The organism is Flavobacterium sp. 28YEA47A (genome assembly GCF_041262125.1).
GTDB lineage: Bacteria > Bacteroidota > Bacteroidia > Flavobacteriales > Flavobacteriaceae > Flavobacterium.
The window spans coordinates 66589-91400 of record NZ_JBGCCI010000006.1; the positions used below are offsets into that span (position 1 = coordinate 66589).

Consider the following 24812-nt stretch of genomic DNA (forward strand, 5'->3'; position numbering starts at 1 on the left):
GTACCAAGAAAGCTCCTGAGATATCAGGAGCTTTTTTTATGCCAATAGGTATGCCTTAACAATATAACTATCTGGTTAACACAATCATAATTTTTATTTGTTCGTTTTGAAAACTTGGCGTAATACAGGAAGCATAAGTTTGTTCCGCTTGAAAATTAAGCACTTAGGAATTAACTAAACTTGTATTACAATTATGAACAAAAAATTACAAAAACAAATAATGCAAATGGCCTTGTTTCTTATGTTGGCTATTACAACAGATTCATGGGGGCAAATCGCTCCGGATGCCAATGGCGTTTTATACGTCAAAAAAGGTGCAACCGGAAATGGTAGCAGCTGGACTAATGCTCTTGGCGAACTGGGCAATGCGCTTAAAGCCGCAAGAGATCTGACTGCGGGAACTGTTAGCCAGATATGGGTAGCTGGCGGAACGTATTATCCGCAATACCGACCGGATAATTTTAGCGGAGCGAATCCTCTCGACAGGAATAATTCTTTTATGTTGGTGAAAAATGTCAAGGTATATGGTGGATTTGCAGGTATAGAAACGCAATTATCACAAAGAGACTTGTCTTTGACAGCAAACGCTTCTATTTTGAGCGGAGATTACAATAACAATGATATAATAAGCGGTAACGGGAGTACGTTGGCTATAACCAATAATGACGAAAATGCGTATCATGTGGTTATGAGTATGGGTGTTAACGCATCGAATCCAATTACTAATTCTACAGTTTTGGACGGTTTTACAATCCGTGGTGGTAATGCCAATATGGTAGGTACAATAATACCTATGGGAACTACCAAATATGTTGGTAATAATATAGCCGGCGGAATGTATAATTATTTTTCATCGCCAACCATTTCCAATATCATCATTATTGGAAATGTGGGAGAACAGAAGGGAGGCGGAATGTATAATATTTCTTCATCGCCAATCGTTACCAATTTTACGATAAATAAAAATATTTCACTACAGGGAGCTGGAGTACAAAATGACGAAACCCAATCTAAACCGTACTTCTCAAATGGAATATTTAATGGAAATGTGGCCAGAGGAGGAGATGCAGAAGGAGGAGGAGCTATGAATAATTTTGCATCATCGCCAACACTTATCAATGTTGAAATCAGTGAAAATCATACGACTAAATTAGGAGGAGGGATAGTTAACAATACTACCGTAACCATAATGACTAACTTAGTGATTAAGAACAATTCGAGCTTGAATCAGGGAGGGGGAATTTACAGCAATAATTCAGAAGAGGTTATCACCAATTGTATTATTACGGATAATACGGCAGTTTATGGGGGCGGAATGTATATAGAGCGCTTTACCGGTACTAAATCGCCATTTCTGACTAATGTCACCTTTGCAAAAAATTCAGCAACTGTGAATGGTGGTGCTATATATAACACCGCAATGGCATTAAAAATACGCAATTGTATTATTTATGATAACCTTACCGGTGTTTATTATTCGCCATCCCAAGCATTTGCAGCACCTCAATACAGGCATAGTCTTGTTCAGGGTGCTACTACAAATGATGCCAATGGAAATATAGACGGTGCTACCAATCCGCTATTTGTTGATGCTGCGAATGGTAATTATAAAATACAGCAGGGAAGCCCTGTTGTTGATGCAGGAAGCAGCAGTTATTATGCTTCAGGAAGTACGCCTGACATATCAGCAATTACTACCGATATAATTGGAAATGACAGGTTTTATGACGGTACTCCGGATATGGGAGCTTATGAGCTTAATTGTGCCGTGCCTAATGCTCCAAGCGCTTTACCGCAATCTTTTTGTGCTTCGGCAACCGTAGCTGATCTGGATGCTACTGTTATTACCGGAGCAGTTGCCATATGGTATGCTTCTGCAGATGTTTCTGCTGTTGCTTTAGAAGATACAGCGAGCCTGACTTCTCAAACGTATTATGTATCACAAGCTCTGGGAATTTGTGAAAGTGCAAGAATTCCTGTTGTAGTAACCGTTACTGAATTGCCTGTAGCTCCAACTGCTGCCAATCAGACTTTTTGTGGTGTTACGACTGTAGCTTCTTTAGTTCCTGCACCTTCTGAAACTATTTTATGGTATGCCACTGCAAATGCTACGGAAGCATTGGCGGAAACGGCTACATTGGCAACCCAGACTTATTTTGTATCACAAAAATCAGGAAGCTGTGAAGGGCCAAGAACAGAAATTTCTGTGCTAATCAATACGCCCGATCCTGTAGTTGTATCTCAAACCTATTGCGAAGGTGCTACTGTAGCTCAATTACAGGCTACAACCATAGAAGGTGCTTTGGTACAATGGTATGCCGGAGGTACTTTTGGCGAAGTATTGGGCAGTACGTATCAGCTCACAACAGGATCTTATTATGTATCGCAAACCGTAGACGGATGTGAAAGCAGAAGAGTTCAGGTTACAGTAACGATAACAGAACAGGCTGTACCGAATTTTGCCACGATGGAACCAATCTGTAAAAATGCAACCGCTCCGGTTTTGGAACTGACTTCTCCAAATGGTATTGCCGGAACCTGGTCGCCGTCAACCGTTAATACAACGCAGACAGGAACTACTGACTATGTATTTACACCGGCTGAAGGAACCTGTGCTGCAATCCAGACCTTATCAGTAACCATCAAAGAATTGGTTGCAGCACCTACAGGTGAAGAAACTCAGGACTTTGTTGAAGGAGCTACACTTGCTGATTTTGAGGTAACGGGACAAAATATTCTTTGGTATGATGCCCCAACAGGTGGCAATCTGTTATCATCAACAGATGTGATCGTGTCAGGAGGAATTTATTATGCTTCCCAAACTTTAGATTGTGGTGAGAGTAGTGACCGATTGAAAGTTATAGCTGGAACCGCTTTGGGAACACCGGTTTTTGGGAACGAGAATTTCAAGTATTATCCGAATCCGGTTAAAGATATAATGACCGTTAGCCATACCGAAACTATTGACTCGGTAGTAGTATTTAATGTATTGGGGCAGCAGTTATTTGCAAAAACAGTAAACGGAAAAGACTTTACGTTACCTTTTTCAATGATGCCTTCGGGAACCTATATTATCAAGGTAATAGCAGGCCAGACTTCTAAAGTTTTTAAGGCTATTAAGGAATAAATTTGTTTTTACAATCCATAAAAAAAGCACCTGATTTCAGGTGCTTTTTCTAGTATATCAATAGATTTTCAGGACTTTTTATTGTAAGCCTTAATTGCTTCTTCAAGCGGAACTTTTTCATATTCGCCATCTTCGCCAGGATAACGCAATGATGGAGAAATGCTTTCTATTTTTTTAGCACATTGCCATATAATACTTTCTCCACAAGGAACAATATCCGGGGCCTGTTCGAATACAGGATCTTTGAAAGCAGTTTCGGCATTAATCAGTTTCCAGCCATTTTTTTTAAGAGCCGCTAACAGGTCATCAAGAAACAAAGCATTTAGTAATGAATGATGAATCAGGAGCGTATGTTTTACAGGTCTGTTGAACACCTTAAATGCAAGAGAATCATAATAACCGGCACGGTCAAGAATGTGCTTTATGTAATATTCTTTATAAGGAGTTAGGTTGGCAGTAGGATTTTCTTTTAATGCCTTGGCTATTTCGGCATCAATATACCAATCCGAAGCATCAATTGTAACCGCACCATTTTTGTAATTGGCTTGCGACATGAATACTCTCATGGAATCTCTTTTTTCAGCTGTATTGCCTTCTTTTAGATAAGGAAACCTGAAATATTTGGAATAATGACGGTACTGCCGGATTATACTGTCGCCTTTGCTAAAATCAGCACTGAATTTTTTAAAGGAATTGGATTTGGAATTGAAGTATAAATGCGAATAAGAATGATTGCAAATCATATGGCCCTGGTCGTCCCATTGGGTTAACAGGGTTTTCCCATTAGAATCGGCAACCCGCATACCGCAAACAAACAATGCTGCTTTGATATGGTGTTTTTTTAATGTTTTTAAAATCGCATCATTCCGTTCCTGCCATCCTAATTTTGGTGTAACGGTGGTATTTGGATCGTCAATAGTGATTGAGATTTCTTTTTGGGCGAATAAGCCTGTGTGTAGTAGAATGGATAGTAAAAAAAAGACGTGTTTTTTGGTAAGTATCATTGTTGGGTAAATCAGGTTTTAATCGAAAAAGCAATAAACAAATAAAAAAATGTTTATTCCAACAAAGATAGAATTTCCCTGATTGAAAAATGTGCACCACAAACAAATTCATCGGCAGCGCCGTAATAAATGGTGAGTCGGTCACCATCAATAATATGTCCGTTGGTAAAAACAACACCGCCAAAAAAGCCATTGGTTTCATAGGCTTCTGTGGGAACCATTATAGGTTCTACGGTGCGGGAAATTACTTTTGAAGGATTGTCTAAATCCATCAGGAAAGCACCCAGGCAATAGAAGTTTTCAGCATTGGCACCATGATAAATTTCCAGCCATCCGAATTCTGTTTTTATAGGAGCAGCTCCGGCACCAACTCTTGTGCTATCCCAATGATTTTCTCGGGTTTTGATAATACACTTATGGTTTCCCCAATGCAGTCCATCGGGCGATTCGGCTATCCAGATATAATTGCCGCCAATTTCCTTGCTGCTAGGACGATGCAGGGCATAATACTTACCGTTTATAAGTTCTTCGAAAATGGCACAGTCTTTATTGTGAGGTGGAAAAATCATTCCTTTTTGGTCAAAATCTTTCCAATTGGTCGTAGTCCGTAAACCAACTCCAACACCATTGTTTGAAACAGCCGTATACGTCAGATGGTAAGTAGAACCTATTTTGCTGACGCGGCAATCTTCAATGCCAAATTTTTCCTGAAATCCAATTCCTGATAAGATGGGATAACCTTCGGGTTCTTGAAAACGGATACCGTTGTCACTACTCAACAGTCGGAGATGCGAAAGAGTAGTCAAATAGTCGTTTCCCTTATAATTGATTACCCGGGCATCATTAGCAATAAGATGAGGATCGTCTAGTAATATTTCGAGAATTTCAATTTCTCCTGATTCATCCATGATAGGGAAGAAGATAGAACCTTCTTTTTGGGCTATATTTTCGGCAACCCTTACGATGAGCCAGATTTTATTTTCATAAACAAAAACACCCGGATTAAGAAGGCAGATTACCTGAAATTGGTTGTTGCTGGCAGACAGGTCTTTAGGGCTGAGTAATGGATTTTCTGGGAAACGGTTGGCAATATCTCTCATAATCACTTTTTATATCTGACTGAATTTACGAAAAGTTTTTTTCGAATAGGCTTAATAGAATCCTAAAATACAGTAAGTCAAATTCTAATGAGGTGTTTTAAAAATACAAAAGCCTCCAGATGGAGGCCTTTGCGTTATTAAATGCTTATAATTTTGAATTAGTTTACCACTACCTTAATGGTATATACTTTATTAGAATGGATTTTTAATATATAAGTTCCCGAAGGCAAACTTTGGTTGATAATTGAATAATTGTAATCGTTAATGTTTTTTGAAGAGTAGAACAGGTTTCCAGTCATGTCAAACATATCGATCTGGTCAATTGGATATTTTGATTTGATATAGGTCTTTTCACCTGCTTTTACCGGGTTAGGATAGACTTTTACTCCGTTTTGAGAAGAAAACTCTCCGGTTCCCAATGCTTCTTCAACCACAAATGAAATTCGGTTAGATACTTCATTATAAGAGTCGTTTGTAAACATCACAATAAAATAATCTCCGGCTTCCGTTGGAAGTTTCTCTTCCTGGATTACTTTTGTTCCTTCAGAAAGTCCTTCGAAATACGTAAAGCTCACCAATTCGTCTACATTCGGATCATCTCCGGCATGGTAAATTCCCAACCAGTCTTTAACAATTCCTGGCGCATTTGTCCATGTAGCGATAATGTTTTCATTCAGGTTGTAGATGGTCTTGTTGATATTTAGCTGTGTAATCTGGTTTCCAACCTGGAAAAATACCTTATTCCCAACACTGTTATAACCATCCTGAAGGAAATATTCGGCGAAGTAATAACCATCGGCCAAATTGTTGAATGTAAAGTTTCCGGAAGCTGTAGTAACATAACGCCATTGCGTTGATGCAGGACCACCGGGAGTTTGTCCAACTTTATAAATTCCGATCCAGTCATTGGCAAGTTGAGGTCCGTTTGCAAAAGATAATGTTACCGGACTGCCTGAAGCATAAGTTTGAGCATTTGAAGAAAGCGTTACTAATGGACCTACATAAAATTCTTTTCTGCCTGCCAATTCCGTATAACCGTCATTTTCTAAAAATGTTGCATAATACCTTCCTGATTGTGCCAAGCCGCTAAAAGTAACGGTACCGCTTCGCTGACTGTTTACATAAGTCCACAATTGTGAAGGACTTGCGCTTCCTGGTGTCTGACCAACCTTATATAAAGCAATCCAGTCTCTTTGGTTACCCGGACCGTCAGTAAAAGAAACGTTTATTGGAGTATTTGGTCGGTAGGCAATAGTGTCAAGTTGAATCTGCGTATTTGCAAAACTACTGTTTGTAACATTAAATGATTTGACGGCACTCCAAGGAGACCAATTTAAGTTTCTGTCTCTGTGACGTACCTTTACAAAATACTGCCCATTAGGAATTTCATTTGCTGCCAGACTAACCTTTGTGATATCGACTCCAGCATTAACATCTTTTGATACGTCAACTTGTCCGTTTAATGGACCGTATAGGTTTTCATAATCTCTGTAGACATCTTTTTCAATAATTTCGAAATCTGCTGTTTTTCCAATCAGGAATTCTGTAGAGTTTAGCAATTGGTTGGAAGTAGTAGTATAAGCAGAACTTGAGATTTCAAGAGGTAATTCTACATTACCACCATTAAAATCGTTTACTATTGTTGGCTGTTGAGGTGAATCCAATCCTTTATAACGGTGGAATACATCCATAAGTTCATTGTTTTTCCAAGTATAGGCACTTCCAATAGAATACGACTCAACTTCAAAAGTATCGTTATTTACATCAACATCTATAATCTGGTACATCCAGTTAGAAATTGTCTTCTGTACGTCATCAAAGTCTTTCTCGGCTGCCATTCCCCAATATTGATCCCAGGCCACACCTCCTGAAATAATCTGATAGGTTGGTGTGTTTTTTAATTGGCCTCTGTGGTATAAGTGATGGTGGGCTCCAATATGCAAGATGTGTTTTGAAGAAGTGACCAAAATAGGCATAGCAGAATTTCTGATCCAGGTAGAAATATCGCCTACATACTGTTCAGCCTGATAAGGTCTGTGTCCTAAAGAAACGATCCATTTTACTGTAGGATCTGTATCGGCTGCTTGTACTACCTGTGTCAGCCAGTTTAATTGCTGGATTCCGGTATGCTCTGTATCCATAGCTATAAAAAGAACATTTCCTACCTGGTTGGCATAATAATTCTCTGTTCCTGATGAAATTCCTCTATACGACATTTCATCAAGCACATAGTGGTCATAATAGGCCTGCATAGCTAATGTACCATAAGTTTCGTGGTTTCCTACCAAAGTTTGGATCGGAAGATAACCAGATAATGCCTTGTTCTTTTTGAAATGTACGTTTTCATAATGATCTAAAGTACCAACATCTACCTGATCTCCAACCATTACGGTCAACGCAATATTGTCGGATGGATCGGCCGTGATTCCCCATTTTTCTGCAATTTTTCTTTTGGCTTGGGCTACAAGCGTATCAAATCGAGGAACATTTCGCATCTGGTTGTCACCCAGAACCAAAAAACGCAAGTGGCCGTCTGCTGTGGCAGCTTGTCCAGGAAGCGGAAGCGTTTTGAATGACATGGTTTGTGAAGTGCTGGTTCCGGTTTTAACGCGGTAATAATATTTAGTATTTGGGTTAAGCCCCGTTACTTTTACGCTGTGGTAATAGTAATTGCTCGGATATCCCGTATCCGTAAATATGCTGTTTGTTCCGGTAACAGAATTGGTAAGCGCATTGGGTGTGCTTCCATATTCTACTATCGATTCCGGATTGCTCTCCGTTTTCCAGTTGACATAAATAGAATTGGTCGTAGGAGCTTGCAAATAGGGCGACAATGTTTGTGCCTTGCCCATCCATCCTGCAAAGAGCAGTAATAAAATGTAAATTTTTTTCATGATGTGTTATGTTGTTTGATGGCACAAAAGTAGGTTGACCAGAATTGTCGGGAATTAGAATAAGATTAAGTTAGAGTTAAAGAATGAAGGCTTTATAGACAGTTGGTTTTAAGAGAAGTTTAAGCAAGAAATGTTTAGCAAGATGTTGTTGAGTTTTGTTTTACAATCTGTAAAACCAGTTATTCTTGAAAACAACCAGTTATTCTTGTATACTGCCAGTTACTACTTTTTGCTACCATTTTATAAGTAAGCCTCCCATCTTTGTATAACGATTGGGAGTTATAAATTCATCAATCATATGGCTAGACCTGGCTATCTACAATCGATTAGGATTACATAAATCGGCCTATTTAAATATTCTGGACAGAATAGAGGACCGCCCCCACAAGTAGATTATTCATGATAATTACATTCTCCATGAAAATAGCTTTTCAGGTTGAAATTATCTTGTCAGGGTACTAGCTTTTGGAATATAATAATGAAAAAGAATATATAATAAAAAGCGGGTCAACATGCTTCTTTCATAGGACGCTCGTCCTGCATGAGTGCTGTATTGTGGTAGAAACAGCACAGCCGCTTTTTCAGGTTGCGGAAGCGGGAAAGCCGTAAGAGTTTTAGGGGTAAAGTTCTTCGTACGGATCCCGCTGGGCGCACCAAGTAAGGCTTGATATAAAGAAATAAGGCAATTCAAATGAGTTGCGAAAAGTAGGTATGAGTACTTAAACATTTAGAAGATTTATTACTTCAAGATAAAAATTAAATGATTAGATCCCGGTTTATGCAAGTAAACCGGGATTGTATCTTTTGTAGAATACAAAAAAGACAGAATGTAAGACAACATTTTTGATATGAAACCCGACACCATAAAGAATAGTAACCTTAAATTTTATATATATGACTTTTACGCCAGCCAAACAACATCTTACTGTTCGAGATACTACTTTGTTGATAAGCTACACAGGCAAATACCAGGAATTTAGTATTGACGAGCTTAATTCCCTCTATATAGGTAAAAGGAAAATCCCTTATCATGGCCTTGCCCGTATTATCCTTTTAATCCTCCTGATTCCTTTAATACTATTATGCATAGAGTTGGAATCGCTTTATTGGACCATAGGGTTAGGTCTTTCATACGCTTTACTGTATGTATTGCATGATCTGAAAACCTATACGCTTTGTGTGCAAACCAAAACCGGAAAAAGATGGAGCCTTGCTGTCAAAAGACGTGACAAGAAACGACTGTTGGCAGAAATATCTGATTTTCTCGATGATTTTTATGAATTGATGAAGAAATAAATAATGAATTTGTACTAAAAAAGCGTTCCTACTAGGAACGCTTTTTAGTATGTATTTATTGGAGAAGAAGAGTTGTATTAAAAATAAAGGAGGTTACCAATGCCATAATGTATAACGATGTTTTTTTCACATAGCTACTATTATATTTTGTGAAACTGGCCGATAACCTCCTTATTATTGTAAAGTGCCTCTTTAACTAGATATTATGAATAACTAGAAGCCCAAATCTACCATTCATAGTAACATATCTGAGGATTAAGAAAGTTATTAGAGGCACTTATTTTATTATAATTTGATGAAAGAAAGCGGCTTTTTTATTTATCCCTAAACTTGTTGCAATTGATCAAAATAACCCATTATGAAAAAATATAGAGCCCACTTTCTTATAGGTGTCGTATTTTTATTCGCTAATAGAATGCTAGTGTTATAGCTGTTTCTAAGTAATATAGTGTCTCTCGTTTATATTTTTTATCTAAACTAAACTTTATATTAAGAACGTAGTGAGAGACACTATATCTGCCAGATAAACCCTATAAAAAAAATATCAGCTAATAAGTAATATTCTATTGTTTTTGAATTTTGCTTACACAAAGATTGTAGATTATAAAGAAATAATCAATCACAAAGTAATAACTGGTCTCTATGAAGAATAACTGGAAGAATAGAAGTATAAGTGGTTTTTAGCTTCTTTAAAAACCACACATTGAAAAACAAAAATTAGGAAAATGAAGGTTAATTTTTGATTTTAAGAAAACGATGAAAGTCTTCCAACTTTCGTCTGGCGATAGGCAATAGCGTACCGTCTGATATTTCACAGTAGCTTCCATCTTTTTTAATAATCGTGACCAAGTGCTCGATATTGACAATAAAAGAGTGGTGGACCCTAAAAAAACGAGTTTTGTCTAAGGTTTCTTCAAAACTTAAAAGGTTTTTACTGGATATATATTTTTTGCCCTCTTGGGTATGGAAAACGGTATATTTAGAGTCAGCCTCAATATAGGTAATCTGACTGCTTTTAACCATATCAACCTTATCCAGAGAAGGAATGGCAATATATTCTTTATTGTCAGAAAAAGATATGGCGTCGTTATTAAACGATGTGAGTTTGCCAAAATCGAAAAAGTCTTGCTGCTCGATGTTTTTTATGGCTTTGTTTACGGCCAATATTATATCTTCGATAACGATTGGTTTGAGTATATAATCAACAGCATTGTATTTGAATGCCTTAAGAGCATATTCGTCATAAGAAGTGACAAAAATTACCTGCGCCTTAAGGTTTTCAAGTTGATCAAGAATTTCGAATGAATTGCCTTCGTTTAGTTTTATATCCAGAAAAAGGATATCCGGTTCCTTGTCCTTAATTTCAGAAATGGCTTCGGCTATAGTCATTGCTTCTCCCACGACTTCTACGTTGAGGCAGTATTTCGTAACGAAGTGCTTTAATATGGCAATATTGTTGACTTCGTCATCAATTATGAGGGCTTTATGGGCGTGCATATATTTTGAAATTGGTGGTGATTAAAGTTATAAATATTATGTATATGTTCCAATAAAGTTAAATAATTAACCAAAAATTAAGAATCATTGTAAACCTGAAGTAATTTTAAGGTTACACGAGTTCCAAGAATTGTGCCATTTTCTTCTAAATCATCAATTTCTAAAATAACGGCTTTTGGCTCATTATTAGAGTAGTTCATAATACTGATACGTTCATTAACTATGGTAGTGGCCCATGATCTGTGCGTTTCTTTTTTGTTTTCAGCATGTTTAGCAGCCGCGATCCTGCCAATTCCATTGTCCTCGATAACAACTACCAAATAGTCTTTTTCCATAGAAAAATCGATAGTTAGTTTTTTGTCTCGTTTTTGAGAAAGTCCGTGTAGGATCGCATTTTCCACAAAAGGCTGGATCAGCATGCCGGGCAGAACTATCTTGCCGGTATCGTTAATACTATTTTGGACATTTATAGTATATTTTAATTCATTATTTAACTGAAGGTTGTTGAGCAGCAAATAATTGTCAAGATATTCTATTTCGCTTTTGAGTGTAATGTGTTCCTGTCTGGATATATCGAGTGTCTGTCTGAAAATTTTAGAAAAAGCTCCAAAATATTTGTTCGCCTCGGCTTCTCCTTTCAGAATCAGTACGCTCTGCATATTGTTTAGGATGTTAAATACAAAATGAGGGTTCATCTGGGCTCTCAGGGCACTGGATTTTAATTCCTTTACTTCTTTTTCTCTTTCAAAAAATTTCTTCTGTATTCGGTTTCGCCTGATAAAGAAATAGATAACGGAACCTATGATAATAAGAGCCATTAAGAAAATAAAAAGCGGCGTCTTGAAAAAGATTTGTTCTACATGGAGGTTGATTTTTATTTCATTTAGGGTTTCAACATTCTTGGCATCTTTTCCTTTTACTCTTAATACATAATCTCCCGGAGGTAGGCTGGGAAGTTCAACAAGACCCGATGTTCCGGCGTTAATCCATTCGTTTCTAAGTCCTTCTATTTTGTAGAAATAGATGTTTTTTTCGATATAAAACAATTCGTTAATTGAAAATACGGCAGAAAAATAGTTCTTGTTATAAGGAAGATTAATAGTTTTTTTGTGGAGGCTCAGGTAATTCGTTACATTTTTGCCCTCATCTTTAGAAAAATAAGTAGAACTATATAAAAAAATGGTATGCGGATGTTTTCCCTTGAGTTCTATTTTTTCAGGATTGAATTCTATAATACCATTCAGACCTCCAAAATAGTAAGCATTGTCATTCTTTTTATAAGTGGATTTAGTATTGAATTCGTTATCAGCCAGTCCATCTTCTTTATAATATACCGCAAAGAAACCTCTCTGTTTGTCAAATCGTGAAAGTCCATAGTAAGAAGAAAACCACATGGCATCTTTACTCTCTAATATGCCACAGATTATGTTGTTTGAGAGCCCGTCAGACTGTGTTAGGTTTTTGAGTTGATTTGTTTTTGGGTCCAAGAAAACGATTCCTTTTCCATCTGTACCAATCCATAGGTTGCCCTTCTCGTCTTCATATAATACCAGTAGGTTTTTATAATCAAAGGAAGGGTTGAGTTTATGGTAATCTATAAAATCCTTTCCTTTTTCTTTTAAGAAAAGTCCTTGGCGGGTCGCAATCCATTTTTTCCCATCTTTTGCTTCTATGAAACCAAAAACAGGGATATTTCCTAAAAAATAACCATCTTCTACATAGGGGCTTACTTTTTCCGTTTTTTTATTGAAAACATACAAGCCTATATTAAAACCTATCCATAACTCATCTAGCGATTTTTCCTTCATGTACTCAACCTTGAAACCTTTAGGAAGCTCGATGTCTTTTTTAGTATGGGTAATCAGATTTACCTTTTTAATTCTATGGTATTCTTGTGAGCCCCATAAAATGGAATCATTTTTTTCTAAAACGAGGATATCATATAAACCATTTTTCTCACCCTTAATTAAAAATTGTGTTGGTTTTTTACCATTCTCTTGCTTGTAAAGCCCTTCGTATGTGGCTATATACAAATTGTTTTTTGAATCGGAAACAATACCTCTTGTACTGTACTGCTTGTCATCAAATTGAAGGCTTCTTTTAAAATTATTTGGTATGATCAGTAACTTATAAAGCTCATCATAGGCAGATATCCATATAAAATTAGGATTATGCTTGTTATTGGATATTGAAATTTGCTTTTTGAAATGCAGGGTATCTATTGTAGTAATCTCATTAGTATTCTTATTGATGCTGTTGATGAAGAGATTTGCGTCATCGGCTATATAAAATTTTGAATCAGCAACCAAAGCATTGGCGTTCCAACTGCAATTGCCTAAAAAACAGTTTTTCTCATACGGATAGTTAAACAACTGTACGTCCAGTTTCTGTATATAGATATATTTGTAAGAAACGTTGTTGTATTTATAGTAGCCGCTGCTGTTTTCTGCAGCAATTTTACCATTCTCAAAAAGAGCAAATTCGGAATTAATATCCTTATCTATGGCCTGAAGATTATCAAAAAAATGGATGCCTCCGGAATCTATATAAAAAAGGTTATATCCCGATTTTGCAATGATTTTCCCGTTATTTAAAACCTTAATTATCTCAATTTCCTTTTCGTTTTTCAAAAAGGGATGAGTAACCTGGGCTACTTTCCGGTTGGGAGCAATTTTGATTAAGAATCGAGATCCGTTGCTAATCCAAAGGTTGTTTGATTCATCTTGTGCAATAAAAGATTTGGAACTTAACTTTTCCGTAGGATATTGGATGCGTTCGACTTGAAGTTTACCAGGCGTTATGATATAAGCCTTATCGAGTTCGGCAGCCCAAATCGTATTATTATGGTCTTGTATCCATGCATTACTGGATAGGTAGAAGCTATCATCATAACTGTTTTCATCTTTATAAAATTGATATCGGAGCTTATTTTTTCCGTCAAACCTATAAAAATCACCATCGCGATTAGTAGCATACCAAATAAACCGGTCTTTGTCCACAAAAGCGGAGCTTGAAAACAGGTAAGTATTAAATCCATCCCTAATTTGCGCTTCTTTCAATGCGTAATCCTGTCCAAATACATGAACGGCAAACAGCATAAAAAGTATAGATATGCGGAAATGCATAAAAAATAAATTATACTACCAAAGTAAGTTTTTTTATGCAAATAAATAACAATATGTTCTGAAAAGCGATTTTACCAGTTATTCCAAAAAATCAACCAGTTATTCCTATATACGACCTCTTGCTACTTCTTGCTTTAGGTTTTGGAAAAGAATTCAAATCTTTGGACTATTAAAGATGGGGGGAATACGCTCTCCTTACCAGTTTTTCACGACAGGCAAATAAGTAAATTGTGGGAGTATTTTATTTTTTGCCTGTCTTTACTGGTAATGATTAAGCTACAATTTTGGAATGTGTCTCCATAGCTTTATTAATAATCGGGTTGGATGGAACAGCATAGCTAAAAATACTACCAGCTATAGTACGGTTTTCTGCCCAAATTCTTCCTCCAAGTTTTACGATAAAGTCTTTACTAAACGAAAGTGCTATACCTGCGCCTTCATGCAGCGAACCGCCTTTGCTGCTTATAGAAAACAGTTTTTCTATCTGGGTGTCTGATAATCCCGGACCTTCGTCTTTTACAGAAATAACAATTTCCGAACCGTTTTTGAATGCATCTACAGCAATTGTCTTGCCTTTTGGGGAAAACTTTAGTGCATTTGACAATAGGTTCCTATTTACAAATTGCAGCATTTCTTTGTCGGATGTGGCAAAAATGCCTTCAGGCACATTATTGATAATGCTAATGCCTTTTTCATTCAGCTGTGCGTTGTATCCGCTAATGGCTTCGTCAAGGAGCGAACGGATATCGACGGTTTCAAAATTAATCTTGAATTCGCCAAGCTGTCGTTTAATCCATTGCAGGGTAGCGTCAAAATTTTCAAGCGTTCCGGAAATATCGTTACTTATTGTCAGGTAAAAAGATTCTTTTTCAGATTCGGTAAGTTCGGTGTTGCGCTCCAGCAATCGGATCATATAAAGTGTTGAAATAAGAGGCGAACGGAAATCATGTGCCAAGATGGAGACCAGGTTTGATTTCATGGCATCGGCTTCAGATAAAGAAACATTCTTCTTGTCGATGATTTCGTATAATGCCGCTTTCTTTTTGGAATCGGTTCGTATTTTTTTATAAGCACGGAATAGGAGCAATAGCAAGACACCGCAGATTATAGAAAAGATAGTCAACATCATAATTGTTTGTCGTGATGCTTTCTGAGATTTTTCTAAATCTTTGTTGTTTTCCTGTAATTGGTAGTAATGGACGTAGTCGCCTATAAATTTTTGCAAACTTGCTTGTCGTCTTAGTTGTGCATCAATCATCTTTTCGCTTAATTCCCGCTCTTTATCAATATTGCCCATCATTTTGGCAAACCGCAGCATTGAAAATAGGGCTGGTGCTTTTAATTCGTCATAACCGCTGGATTCAATTATTGCCATCTGTTCTTCCATGTATTTCATGGCTAGTTCCGGATTTGTGGCGTTATATTCTGCCATAGCGTTAAGACCTTGGAGCTCCAATCGTTCCAATTTGGCTTCCTTTGCCTCTTTGAGAGAGCTTTCCAATAGAGGCAAGGCTTTATCTCTTAAACCACGCACCATGTAAAAAATACCAAGAATCTGCTTGTTGCCTATAAGCAGTGACTTATCATTTATTCTTTCACCAATTTGATTGGATCTTCCCAAATAATAGTGGACGCTATCTTCAGGAAGTTGGGTGTTTGCCATGCAATAGTTGGCATACACCCTGCTCATGATACTGTCAGTTGGGATATCTTTTCCTATTTTCATAGCTTCCTTGTTATACTCTATGGCGCGAAGTTGATTTCCGACCTGCATCTGAAGACTCGCTAAATTCATGTAGAGTTGGACCGTATTGGGTTTGTCGCCCATTTCTTGGTAGTCAGCCAGTACCTGACTGAATATATTTAGAGCTTCTCTGCTGAGTCCTTTTAAAGCTAATGAAATCCCAATAACATTTTCTGCATCGACGGCTCCTTTTTTATAGTTGATTCGAGCTGCTACCGTACGGGCATTCATACCATAAATCAGACTGCTGTCAGCATTTTTCATGTACATCAACATACCAATACGGTTGATTTTATTGACATAAGAAATACTGTCTTTTATAAAAGGCAGGCTTTTTTGAAGTTTGTGTATTTCCTGTGTTTGAGAGTAGGAATAGGAAAAACAAAGGAAAAATATAGCCGAAAGTAAAAAGTGTCTTGTGGGGAATGGTTTGGGCATCTTCTTATTTTTTGATTGTAAAAATAAGGATTATAATCATGCGAAGTGGTTTTCTATAAAAGCAGGAATAATAATATATTTTTTTTCACAACAGCAATTTCTACTTAAAAGATACTTATAATTAATAACCCAGTAAAAACCGGGTTATTGCTTATTATTTCTTTGAGGAATAGTATTCTGTGAAAAAAAATAACAACATATCATATTCTTATTTATCAGTGTTTTAAGAAATAGGAATGGTTACGGAATTGATTTTTTGGGCTGAAATTGATTTCAGGAGGTATTTTATTTTTAAAATAAAACAATATATTTCGTTGATTATCAATAATCATTGACTACATTTGTCGGCGATAATTATATAACAGGTTTCTGTTGCCTTTTCTGGAATAGTTTAAAACACTCTTTTTCTCTCTCTCAGTTTTTGCTTTTTCAGGTGCCATTTTTTTAATCTTAATCTATATTACTTATGAATATTTTTGTTGGCAACCTGAATTTTAGGACTACAGAAGAACAATTGTTTGACTTGTTTGCTGCTTTTGGTGAAGTTACTTCAGCTAAAATCATTACAGACAAATTTTCCGGAAACTCCAGAGGATTTGCCTTTGTAGAAATGCCTGATAACGAGGAAGCACAGAATGCGATCAACAACCTGAACGAATCAGAACTTGACTCACGTACAATGGCAGTAAAAGAAGCATTGCCAAAAGAAAACGATACACGTTTTAATAAAAAACGCTACTAGATACATACCTCATTTTTGGCCAGAGCTGCCACATATTGAAAATTATCAATCGTCGGATGTTTCTGAAAACTATGTTCGGCGAATCGGAAGAAGTGTATATGAATGCTAATGCATTCGAAAGCTCATCTTCTTATCCCATTTAAACTAAAAACCCAGCATGGCAGATTCGTTTTTTAAAAAAGAAAACAACAAGAAAAAACAAAAAAAACAACAGGATAAAATATCCAGAAGAGAAGAACGAAAAACAAATAACAATAAAGGGAAAGAACTTGACGACATGATTGTTTATGTCGATATCAATGGTAATTTCACTTCATTACCTCCTCATGCCCAGAATAGGGAAGAAGATGCAGCAAAAGCAAAGCAAGCTAAAGATTCCCAAATGATTACAGCAGATACAGTTTTCTCTGGAATAGTTTCTTACATGAGTGAAAAAGGATATGGCTTTATTACAGAAGAAAATAGTAATGAAAATATTTTCTTTCATTACGGACAATTAAATGAGCCTGTCAAAAAAAATGATAAGGTACAGTACAGAAAAGAAAAAACAGTAAAAGGATATCAGGCAACTGACATAAAAAGTAATAAATAACAAATTAAAAAAAAGATGCAAGAAGGCACAGTAAAATTTTTTAATGAAACCAAGGGATTTGGATTCATTTCACAAGAAGGAAGTAATGAGGATATTTTTGTCCACAGTACTGGATTATTAGATAAAATTCGTGAAGACGACAAAGTAGTTTTTGATATAGAAAAAGGACAAAAAGGGCTAATCGCCGTTAATGTCAAAAGAAAGTAATTACCTGTACTAGTTTGTAAAAAGGTGTATAAATAATTTTATTTTATACACCTTTTTTATTTTTAAAACTTGTAGACAAAGGCATTGATATTCATACCGGCTCCTACGGAAGCAAAAAGAACAACATCGTCTTTTTTGATAGAATGCTGAGGCAATTCGCCTTTTAAAATCATGGTTAGCAGTGATGGGATTGTAGCTACGCTGCTATTTCCGAGCTTATGGATAACCATTGGCATTATATTTTCAGGTACTGGAGTATTGTAGATTTTATAAAAGCGGTTCACAATCGCTTCATCCATCTTTTCATTAGCCTGATGAATTATTATTTTAGTAAGGTCACTGATTGAATAGCCGCTATTGTCCAGACATTTCTGCATTGCGCTAGGAACATTCAAAAGGGCAAATTCATAGATTTTTTTACCCTCCATTTTTAAGTAGCGTACACTGGGGCAATTTTCAATATTATAGGATTTTCCAAAATGCAGGTAGTCTTTCTCATTTAGTGTGAAAGAACCTGATATATGTGATTTTATTCCTGATCCATCTGTACTGCCTTCGAGAATAGCAGCACCGGCTCCATCAGCATAAATCATGCTGTCTCTATCGTGAATGTCGACCACGCGGGTAAGCGTTTCTGCGCCTATAACAAGACATCTTTTGGCTATGCCGGATTTAATAAAAGCATTGGCCTGTATCATACCTTCAATCCAGCCCGGACATCCGAACAGGACGTCATAGGCCACACAAAAATTATTCTTGATTTTTAAAAGATGTTTGACCCGTGCCGCAAGACTTGGAACCATATCAGATTGGATAGTTCCTGTTCTGACATCGCCAAAATTATGTGCAAAAATAATGTAGTCTAATGTTTCCGGATCGATTCCTGAATCTTCTATGGCAGATTGAGCAGCGAAGAAACCCAAATCAGAAGCTACCTGATCAGAAGTGGCATAACGCCTTTCTTCAATACCTGTAATTTCTTTCAGTTTGTTGGCAATGGTTGCATTGTCCTGTTTTAAAGCATATCCTGTTTGGTCTAAAAAATGATGCTTGTCAAAAAATAAATTGGTAATGGTTTGGGAAGGAATATAGTTTCCCACCCCGATAATTTTACTCGTCATTAAAAAAAGGTCACTTTTTACAGTAACTTCGTTTATGAAGAGAATTAAAGTGATGCCGTAAATATAATGATTTTAGATTATATGCGTATTATCTAATTCTTTTGAATTTCAAGGTGTTGTTTTTGACCGTGATAATTAAATTGTTTTCAATTAATTTGTAACTCCCTTTTAAATAATTCTCTGCTTTTTCTGAGGTGGTTTTAGAGCCTATTAAAGTTAAGGAGTCTTTTGTGAATGTATAGTTACCGTTTACAAAATTCTCCAACTCATTTCTTTTGTTGATCTGAAAAGTATTGGCAGCTTCAAAATGCAATCTTTCTGCTGTTTCGACATTTTCCCAGGTTCCATAGAACTCGTTTTTACCCATATACTTATTTTTTAGGGTATATATCAAAACAAAGAAACCAATGAATACCAGTGGTATATAAATGAATTTGATTTTACTTATTTTGTTCATTCGCATTGGTCTGTCGCTATCTTGGAATAATGGCGGCTCCTGAACAAAATATTTTAATAAAGCCTTGTAATCTGATAACAACACAAATAAGGCCATCAGGGTTAATGTCAGTGCCATTCCTTTTGCTCCCTGAATATCATAAGCAAAATCCATCAAAAGGATATTAACCATAAAGGTGAGAAACAGTATGATTCCGATTCTTGTGGTTTTCCTAAAAAATAATAATATGGAGCTAATTATTTGTGTAACGGCTATTACAAGTCCATACCAATAGGAATATCCATAATAATACCACGTAAGCTGGAAACCACTTAATGAACCTATGGGTTTGTCATATATGTTTGGCTGAGAGGTAAATTGTGTTTCAAATATTTTGGCAAATGCGTACGAAATAATCATCGTTGCTAAAAAATACCGACAAAATGTATAGAGGTATAAATGTGCCTTTTTTAAATCCATGCTTTTTAAATTAAGAGGTAACCCTGTTTTTGTGTACTACTGCAAATGTAGCCTGTCTTCCAATCATAGGATTGTACTAATGGAAACACTTAAATAAAAAGCCATATATTTTCTTTGTCCAGATCGACATTTTTAAAAAACAGCTGCGGATTAATGTGGGCAAGTTCCTTAAAGTTTCTGATAAAATGAGATTGGTCATAAAAACCACATAACGATAAATCGGTGAAGTTTTTGCTTCCTTTTTGCTGAATCAGGGAGTTCCTGAAACGGTGTATTTTTCTATACTCTGAAAGCGATTTACCCACATGCTTTTTAAATAGCTTATTAAGATATTGCCTTGTGATATGGTGTTTTTTGGCAATGTATTCAATTTTGATATCAGACTCAATATCGACAAGTATTTTTTCAATTAAAGAAAAGTCTTTGGTTTGCAGTTTTGATACTAAATAATCTTCCAATTCCTGAATCTGTTGGTCTCTGTCCAGATTAAAAATCTCTAATATTTTAGCATTAAAATCCGGGAAAAAGGTAAAATCCAAAAGCGTATTATTCGAAAATACCTCCTTGGTATCCTTTAAAAAGTGATTGATGCCTAAAGGCTTAAAGTAAATGGTAATTTCATTTATAGGATGCTTATAATGAATCTGAATGGGCGATGTATATCGTGATACGACACAAGTCATCATGTTTTCTTCTGCCGAAGATTGTATCGTAACTTCATTATTTGTGACTTCAACCGCTATGTTCTGATTGGTGGTCAGTATGCAAAAGTTATTTGGGAAAGTCCGGTATTTTACCTGATTTAGGTGTTTATCTTCGGAGATGAAGTAATAACCTTCAATATATTTTTCTAAAATTTTACTGTTTGGTTTATAAAAATGTAGTTTCATTAGTGTTTACTGCGTATAAATTTAATGTTTGGAAATACAGTGTTCCCCATGATTATTCCGATTATTGATCGCAAAGGTAGGAGTTAATAGGTCGCCTTAGCGTGACATACAAAAAAGCCTGCAAATATAATTTTTGCAGGCTTTAATAACTAAAACTTTTTAGACGTTATATACTTGAATTAATTAAATGCCAAGCTCTGTAAATAATTTGATTAATTGTTCTTCTGATGGTCTGGGAGCGTCACCAGAAACAATGTTTCCGTTAGGGTCAAGTAAAATAAAACGAGGTATACCATCAATGGCATAATCCTTCACAAATTGGGATTGAAATGCGTTATCTGCATGGAGTTGAACTCCTTGCATTTCTCTCTGTGTGACAACTTTTTTCCATTTTTCAGAGTCTTTTTTCTCATCAACAGAAATGCTTACAAAAGCAATGTTTTTGCCATGATATTTCTTTTCAATTTCTTTCATAAAAGGGAGTTCTTCCATACAAGGACCGCACCACGTTGCCCAAACATCGATGTAAACAAATTTCCCTTTCAAATCATCGAGTGAGGTTGTTCCTCCTTTGATGTTTTCATAATTGAATTTAGGAGAAGGATTTCCCTTGGTAAGTTTTTTTAATTTATTGTATTTCTCAGTCAATTCCTTTTTAAAATTATCATCTGTTGAAATCGATAAAAGGTTATTATAAAATGCTTCCATTTTTTGAATAGAAAGAGAGACTTCGTATGAAAACGTTTCTGCCAAAGCATTTTTAATATTTTGATTTTTTAGTGCTTTTATTTTTGCTATCACGGCATCATGAAAATCCCCATTCTTTTTAGCTTCTTTCTGAGTTTCATCATCAAAATGTGTTAGGACAAGTTGGCGGTATGATGTTGAAAAATCAAAATCAGCTCCATTGTCAAAATCAATAGCATCATTGGTTTTTGGATAATTTTCAGAAACTTTAAAATTTTCATTTCCTGCAAAAACGCCATGATAATCAGGATAAATTTTTAAAAGATATTCTTTATGATAATTTAAGTTTCTAGCTTCTTTATCTTTAAAATCGCTAATTGTAAAAGTGCTGCCTTCTAATAGTTTGTTGCGCTTTTTAGCCAATTCGTCAATTTTTGCCAAATAATCGGTTTCTTCAAGAGAAAAAAGCGTTTTGGCATCACTGCCTATTATTTCTTCCTGAAGTTTTCCTTTCTTAGCAATATAATTGTTTTCGGCGGCCAAATCTCCGGTAAAAACAATATCATTCAGTTTTTCGAAATTAGCCTCAAAAGAAAGATTTTTGCCCTTGTGCAGATAAATGTTTTGTCTTCCAATTTCGTATGTTCCGTTATATCCTAGCTGAAGCGTATCAGTAAAACTTCCGTCTTCTTTTACAGTGATTTCTTTTTGGAAAGAATTTCCTCTAATAGCAAATTTCCCGTCTTCTGTATTGGTCATCTTCCCCGAAATAATAGTGTATTCCGGAGCGGCTTCTTTTGCACATGAAAATAAAAGCAAGGATAAGGCAAACGTAATTAGTTTTTTCATAAATCTCTATCTTAAGTTTAAATCAAATATACTTACTTTAAGTAAACATCTTTCAAAATAACATCTTTCATTTTTTGATGTTAAATGCAAGACATCATTAACTCGACAAGCCATCAGATTGTTAGAAACTAGATTTCAAGTGTATTTTTAGTTGCTGCATTAAAATATATGATTGATTAAATCTTGCCTATTTCAGATTATTAAATGAGTTTAAGTAACTATTTAAAAACCATAAATTGTTACCTTTGTTTAAGTGAGAAAATTTATAGCCATATTACTATTGTCTTCATTTTTATTTTCAACTACTGAGTTGTTTCAGTTGTTGAAAGTTCCAGTATTGGTGTCACACTTTATAGACCATAACAAAAACAGTAATATGGATTTCTTGCATTTTATGAGCCATCATTATAGAGGCCATGAAAAAGATGCAGACAGGGAAACGGATATGAAACTACCCTTTATGCGACATTCTGATTTGTTGCAGGTAATGGTTATAACTCCTAAAAATATATTTGTTTTCCATAGTAAAAAAGTAGTTATCCGATCTAAGGATCTATTCTCTTTTTACAAAGAAAAATTTGTTCCCTCATTGGTATTGCCGAAAATCTGGCAGCCTCCTAGATTATGTTAATCAAGAGTGCAACTTCGCATTCTATGAAAAAATCGTATAAGAACACCTTTATTGGGATATGTTGATTTATTTCAATGGATTAACATAGTAAACTTTGATATATAAACTTGTAGCACTATAAGTGTTCCTGTTAGGCTTGATGTATTTTGTATTTTCATTTCATGTGCTACAAAATAGGGCAACTTGCAGGCTACTCCTTAAAAAATAGTATTAAAATACTAATGAAAGAACAAACTTTAGAGCAAAAGGCTATTAAGGCTACTTATTTTAGTATAGTAGGAAATTTTTTTCTTGCCATGTTAAAATGGTTAGCCGGATATTTTGGGAATTCGTATGCACTGATTGCAGATGCAATTGAATCTACTACTGATATTTTTTCATCTTTTTTAGTTCTTTTCGGACTTAAATATGCACAAAGACCCGCAGATGAAAACCATCCCTACGGACATGGGAGAATTGAGCCTTTGGTTACTTTTGTGGTAGTTGGGTTTCTGATTATTTCAGCCACGATTATAGCTCATGAAAGCATTCAGAATATTGGCACTCCGCACGAGCTACCCGAAAAGTGGACATTATTTGTACTGGGCGGTATTATTATATGGAAAGAAACCTCCTATAGAATTGTATTACGCAAGAGTAAAGAGACGGGAAGTTCATCCTTGAAAGCAGATGCCTGGCATCACCGCAGTGACGCTATTACTTCTGTTGCGGCATTTATAGGTATTTCAATAGCGCTGATACTTGGAAAGGGATATGAAAATGCAGATGATTTTGCCGCACTTTTTGCATCAGGCTTTATCCTTTATAACTGTTATCTTATTTTTCGACCGGCATTGGGAGAAATCATGGATGAAAATGTTTATCAGGAACTCATTCAGGAAATAAGAGAAAAATCTCTAAAAGTAGAAGGAGTAAAAGGTACTGAAAAATGTTTTGTTAGGAAATCTGGAACCAAATACCATATCGATTTACACGCTTTGGTAAAATACGACCTAACAGTGGAGGAAGGGCATATTATTGCTCATAGACTTAAAGATTATTTGCGGGAACAAATGCCGCAATTAGGTCATGTGTTGATTCATATTGAACCATTTAATGAAATGTAAAGTTTAAATAAGTAGGTCTATTCATGCGCAGACAAAGAATCTGAAATATTGTTAGATTTTATGTCAATAGAAAAAAGTATAAATTTTTAAAATCAATATATTATGAAAAAAATGATAGTAGCGAGCGTATTCGCTTTCGTGTTTTCGCAAACTTCGTTTGCACAATTTAAACAAACTCCTCTTCCGTATGCCTACAATGCATTTGAAAATGCAATAGATGCGCAGACAATGGAAATCCATTACACAAAACATGCGGCAGCTTATGTAAATAATCTTAATAAGGCTATTGCAGGCACACCATTGGAAAAAGAAAGTTTGGAAAGTATCTTTTCAAAAATATCTGAACAGAGTGCTACCGTAAGAAATAATGCGGGTGGACATTACAATCATGAACTATTCTGGACTGTCCTGACGCCGAAAAAGGATACGAAGCCTTCTACAGAGCTTTCTGAGGCAATCAATAAAACTTTTGGAAGTATGGATGCTTTCAAAGAGGCATTGAGCAAAGAGGCTGCCGGAAGATTTGGTTCGGGATGGGCTTGGCTGATTGTCAGTCCTGATAAAAAGTTAGTAATAACATCCACTCCTAATCAGGATAACCCGCTAATGAATGTTGCGGAAGTAAAAGGCACTCCAATTTTTGGAATTGACGTATGGGAACATGCTTATTATTTAAAGTATCAGAATAAAAGAGCTGATTATCTTTCCGCTATATGGAGTATCGTAAATTGGGAAACAGTTAGCAAAAGATACGCGAAAGCTATTGGAAAGTAATTTTCAATAGAATACGTAAATAGATAGGATGTAAATCGACCTCTTGAGTAAAATTTGGAGGTCGATTTTATT

Annotated in this window: 18 protein-coding genes; 8 read left to right on the forward strand and 10 right to left on the reverse strand. The window is 35.8% G+C overall.

All coding sequences use genetic code 11. The features are described 5' to 3' along the window. Positions 1-193: 193 nt before the first annotated feature. Entirely contained in the window at positions 194-3127 is a 2934-nt protein-coding gene (locus ABH942_RS10150) for a T9SS type A sorting domain-containing protein (RefSeq protein ID WP_370031618.1), read from the forward strand. A 68-nt stretch (positions 3128-3195) separates the two neighbouring features. On the opposite strand, the gene ABH942_RS10155 is transcribed toward ABH942_RS10150, so the two are convergent. The 3 genes from ABH942_RS10155 to ABH942_RS10165 all read right to left on the reverse strand — a co-directional run bounded on the left by ABH942_RS10155 (position 3196) and on the right by ABH942_RS10165 (position 8125). Next, positions 3196-4131: a polysaccharide deacetylase family protein gene (locus ABH942_RS10155; protein ID WP_370031620.1), complete on the reverse strand. Its 936-nt coding sequence runs from the start codon at positions 4129-4131 to the stop codon at positions 3196-3198. A gap of 53 nt (positions 4132-4184) precedes the next feature. Then, complete coding sequence (locus tag ABH942_RS10160) at positions 4185-5231, reverse strand: glycoside hydrolase family 130 protein (protein WP_370031622.1); 1047 nt, start codon at positions 5229-5231, stop codon at positions 4185-4187. A 158-nt stretch (positions 5232-5389) separates the two neighbouring features. Further along, positions 5390-8125, reverse strand: a complete 2736-nt coding sequence (locus ABH942_RS10165) for a fibronectin type III domain-containing protein (protein WP_370031624.1) — start codon at positions 8123-8125, stop codon at positions 5390-5392. A gap of 894 nt (positions 8126-9019) precedes the next feature. Between ABH942_RS10165 and ABH942_RS10170 the strand changes: the two genes are divergently transcribed. Beyond that, on the forward strand, positions 9020-9421 hold the full coding sequence (locus ABH942_RS10170; protein WP_370031626.1) for a hypothetical protein: 402 nt from the start codon (positions 9020-9022) through the stop codon (positions 9419-9421). A gap of 732 nt (positions 9422-10153) precedes the next feature. Here the strand turns inward: ABH942_RS10170 and ABH942_RS10175 are convergent. The 3 genes from ABH942_RS10175 to ABH942_RS10185 form a co-directional block, all read right to left on the reverse strand. Beyond that, entirely contained in the window at positions 10154-10918 is a 765-nt protein-coding gene (locus tag ABH942_RS10175) for a LytR/AlgR family response regulator transcription factor (RefSeq protein ID WP_370031628.1), read from the reverse strand. 77 nt (positions 10919-10995) lie between these two features. After that, complete coding sequence (locus tag ABH942_RS10180) at positions 10996-14043, reverse strand: histidine kinase (RefSeq protein ID WP_370031630.1); 3048 nt, start codon at positions 14041-14043, stop codon at positions 10996-10998. A gap of 271 nt (positions 14044-14314) precedes the next feature. Next, the gene (locus ABH942_RS10185) at positions 14315-16225 is read right to left on the reverse strand and encodes an ATP-binding protein (protein ID WP_370031632.1); all 1911 of its coding nucleotides are present in this window, start codon (positions 16223-16225) and stop codon (positions 14315-14317) included. A gap of 466 nt (positions 16226-16691) precedes the next feature. Between ABH942_RS10185 and ABH942_RS10190 the strand changes: the two genes are divergently transcribed. From ABH942_RS10190 to ABH942_RS10200, 3 genes are all read left to right on the forward strand, one after another. Beyond that, positions 16692-16967 carry an RNA recognition motif domain-containing protein gene (locus tag ABH942_RS10190; RefSeq protein WP_370031633.1) on the forward strand — a complete coding sequence of 92 codons (276 nt, stop codon included), beginning with the start codon at positions 16692-16694 and terminating at the stop codon, positions 16965-16967. 157 nt (positions 16968-17124) lie between these two features. Further along, positions 17125-17559, forward strand: coding sequence for a cold-shock protein (locus ABH942_RS10195; protein ID WP_370031635.1), 435 nt, complete (start codon positions 17125-17127; stop codon positions 17557-17559). Positions 17560-17574: 15 nt separating this feature from the next. Next, complete coding sequence (locus tag ABH942_RS10200; RefSeq protein ID WP_139998460.1) at positions 17575-17766, forward strand: cold-shock protein; 192 nt, start codon at positions 17575-17577, stop codon at positions 17764-17766. A 62-nt stretch (positions 17767-17828) separates the two neighbouring features. Here ABH942_RS10200 and ABH942_RS10205 read toward each other — a convergent pair whose 3' ends face one another. The 4 genes from ABH942_RS10205 to ABH942_RS10220 form a co-directional block, all read right to left on the reverse strand. Beyond that, positions 17829-18887, reverse strand: coding sequence for a 3-oxoacyl-ACP synthase III family protein (locus tag ABH942_RS10205; protein ID WP_370031637.1), 1059 nt, complete (start codon positions 18885-18887; stop codon positions 17829-17831). 88 nt (positions 18888-18975) lie between these two features. After that, complete coding sequence (locus ABH942_RS10210) at positions 18976-19803, reverse strand: hypothetical protein (protein ID WP_370031639.1); 828 nt, start codon at positions 19801-19803, stop codon at positions 18976-18978. Positions 19804-19892: 89 nt separating this feature from the next. Further along, on the reverse strand, positions 19893-20693 hold the full coding sequence (locus tag ABH942_RS10215; RefSeq protein ID WP_370031641.1) for a helix-turn-helix domain-containing protein: 801 nt from the start codon (positions 20691-20693) through the stop codon (positions 19893-19895). 183 nt (positions 20694-20876) lie between these two features. Continuing rightward, complete coding sequence (locus ABH942_RS10220; protein ID WP_370031643.1) at positions 20877-22229, reverse strand: TlpA family protein disulfide reductase; 1353 nt, start codon at positions 22227-22229, stop codon at positions 20877-20879. A 253-nt stretch (positions 22230-22482) separates the two neighbouring features. On the opposite strand from ABH942_RS10220, the gene ABH942_RS10225 reads away from it, so the two are divergent. The 3 genes from ABH942_RS10225 (at position 22483) to ABH942_RS10235 (ending at position 24740) form a co-directional block, all read left to right on the forward strand. Continuing rightward, a complete protein-coding gene (locus ABH942_RS10225; protein ID WP_370031645.1) occupies positions 22483-22860 on the forward strand; it encodes a hypothetical protein in 378 nt (125 codons plus the stop codon). A gap of 221 nt (positions 22861-23081) precedes the next feature. Continuing rightward, complete coding sequence (locus ABH942_RS10230) at positions 23082-23966, forward strand: cation diffusion facilitator family transporter (protein WP_370031647.1); 885 nt, start codon at positions 23082-23084, stop codon at positions 23964-23966. A 102-nt stretch (positions 23967-24068) separates the two neighbouring features. Next, on the forward strand, positions 24069-24740 hold the full coding sequence (locus ABH942_RS10235; protein WP_370031649.1) for a superoxide dismutase: 672 nt from the start codon (positions 24069-24071) through the stop codon (positions 24738-24740). The last annotated feature ends 72 nt before the right edge of the window (positions 24741-24812 follow it).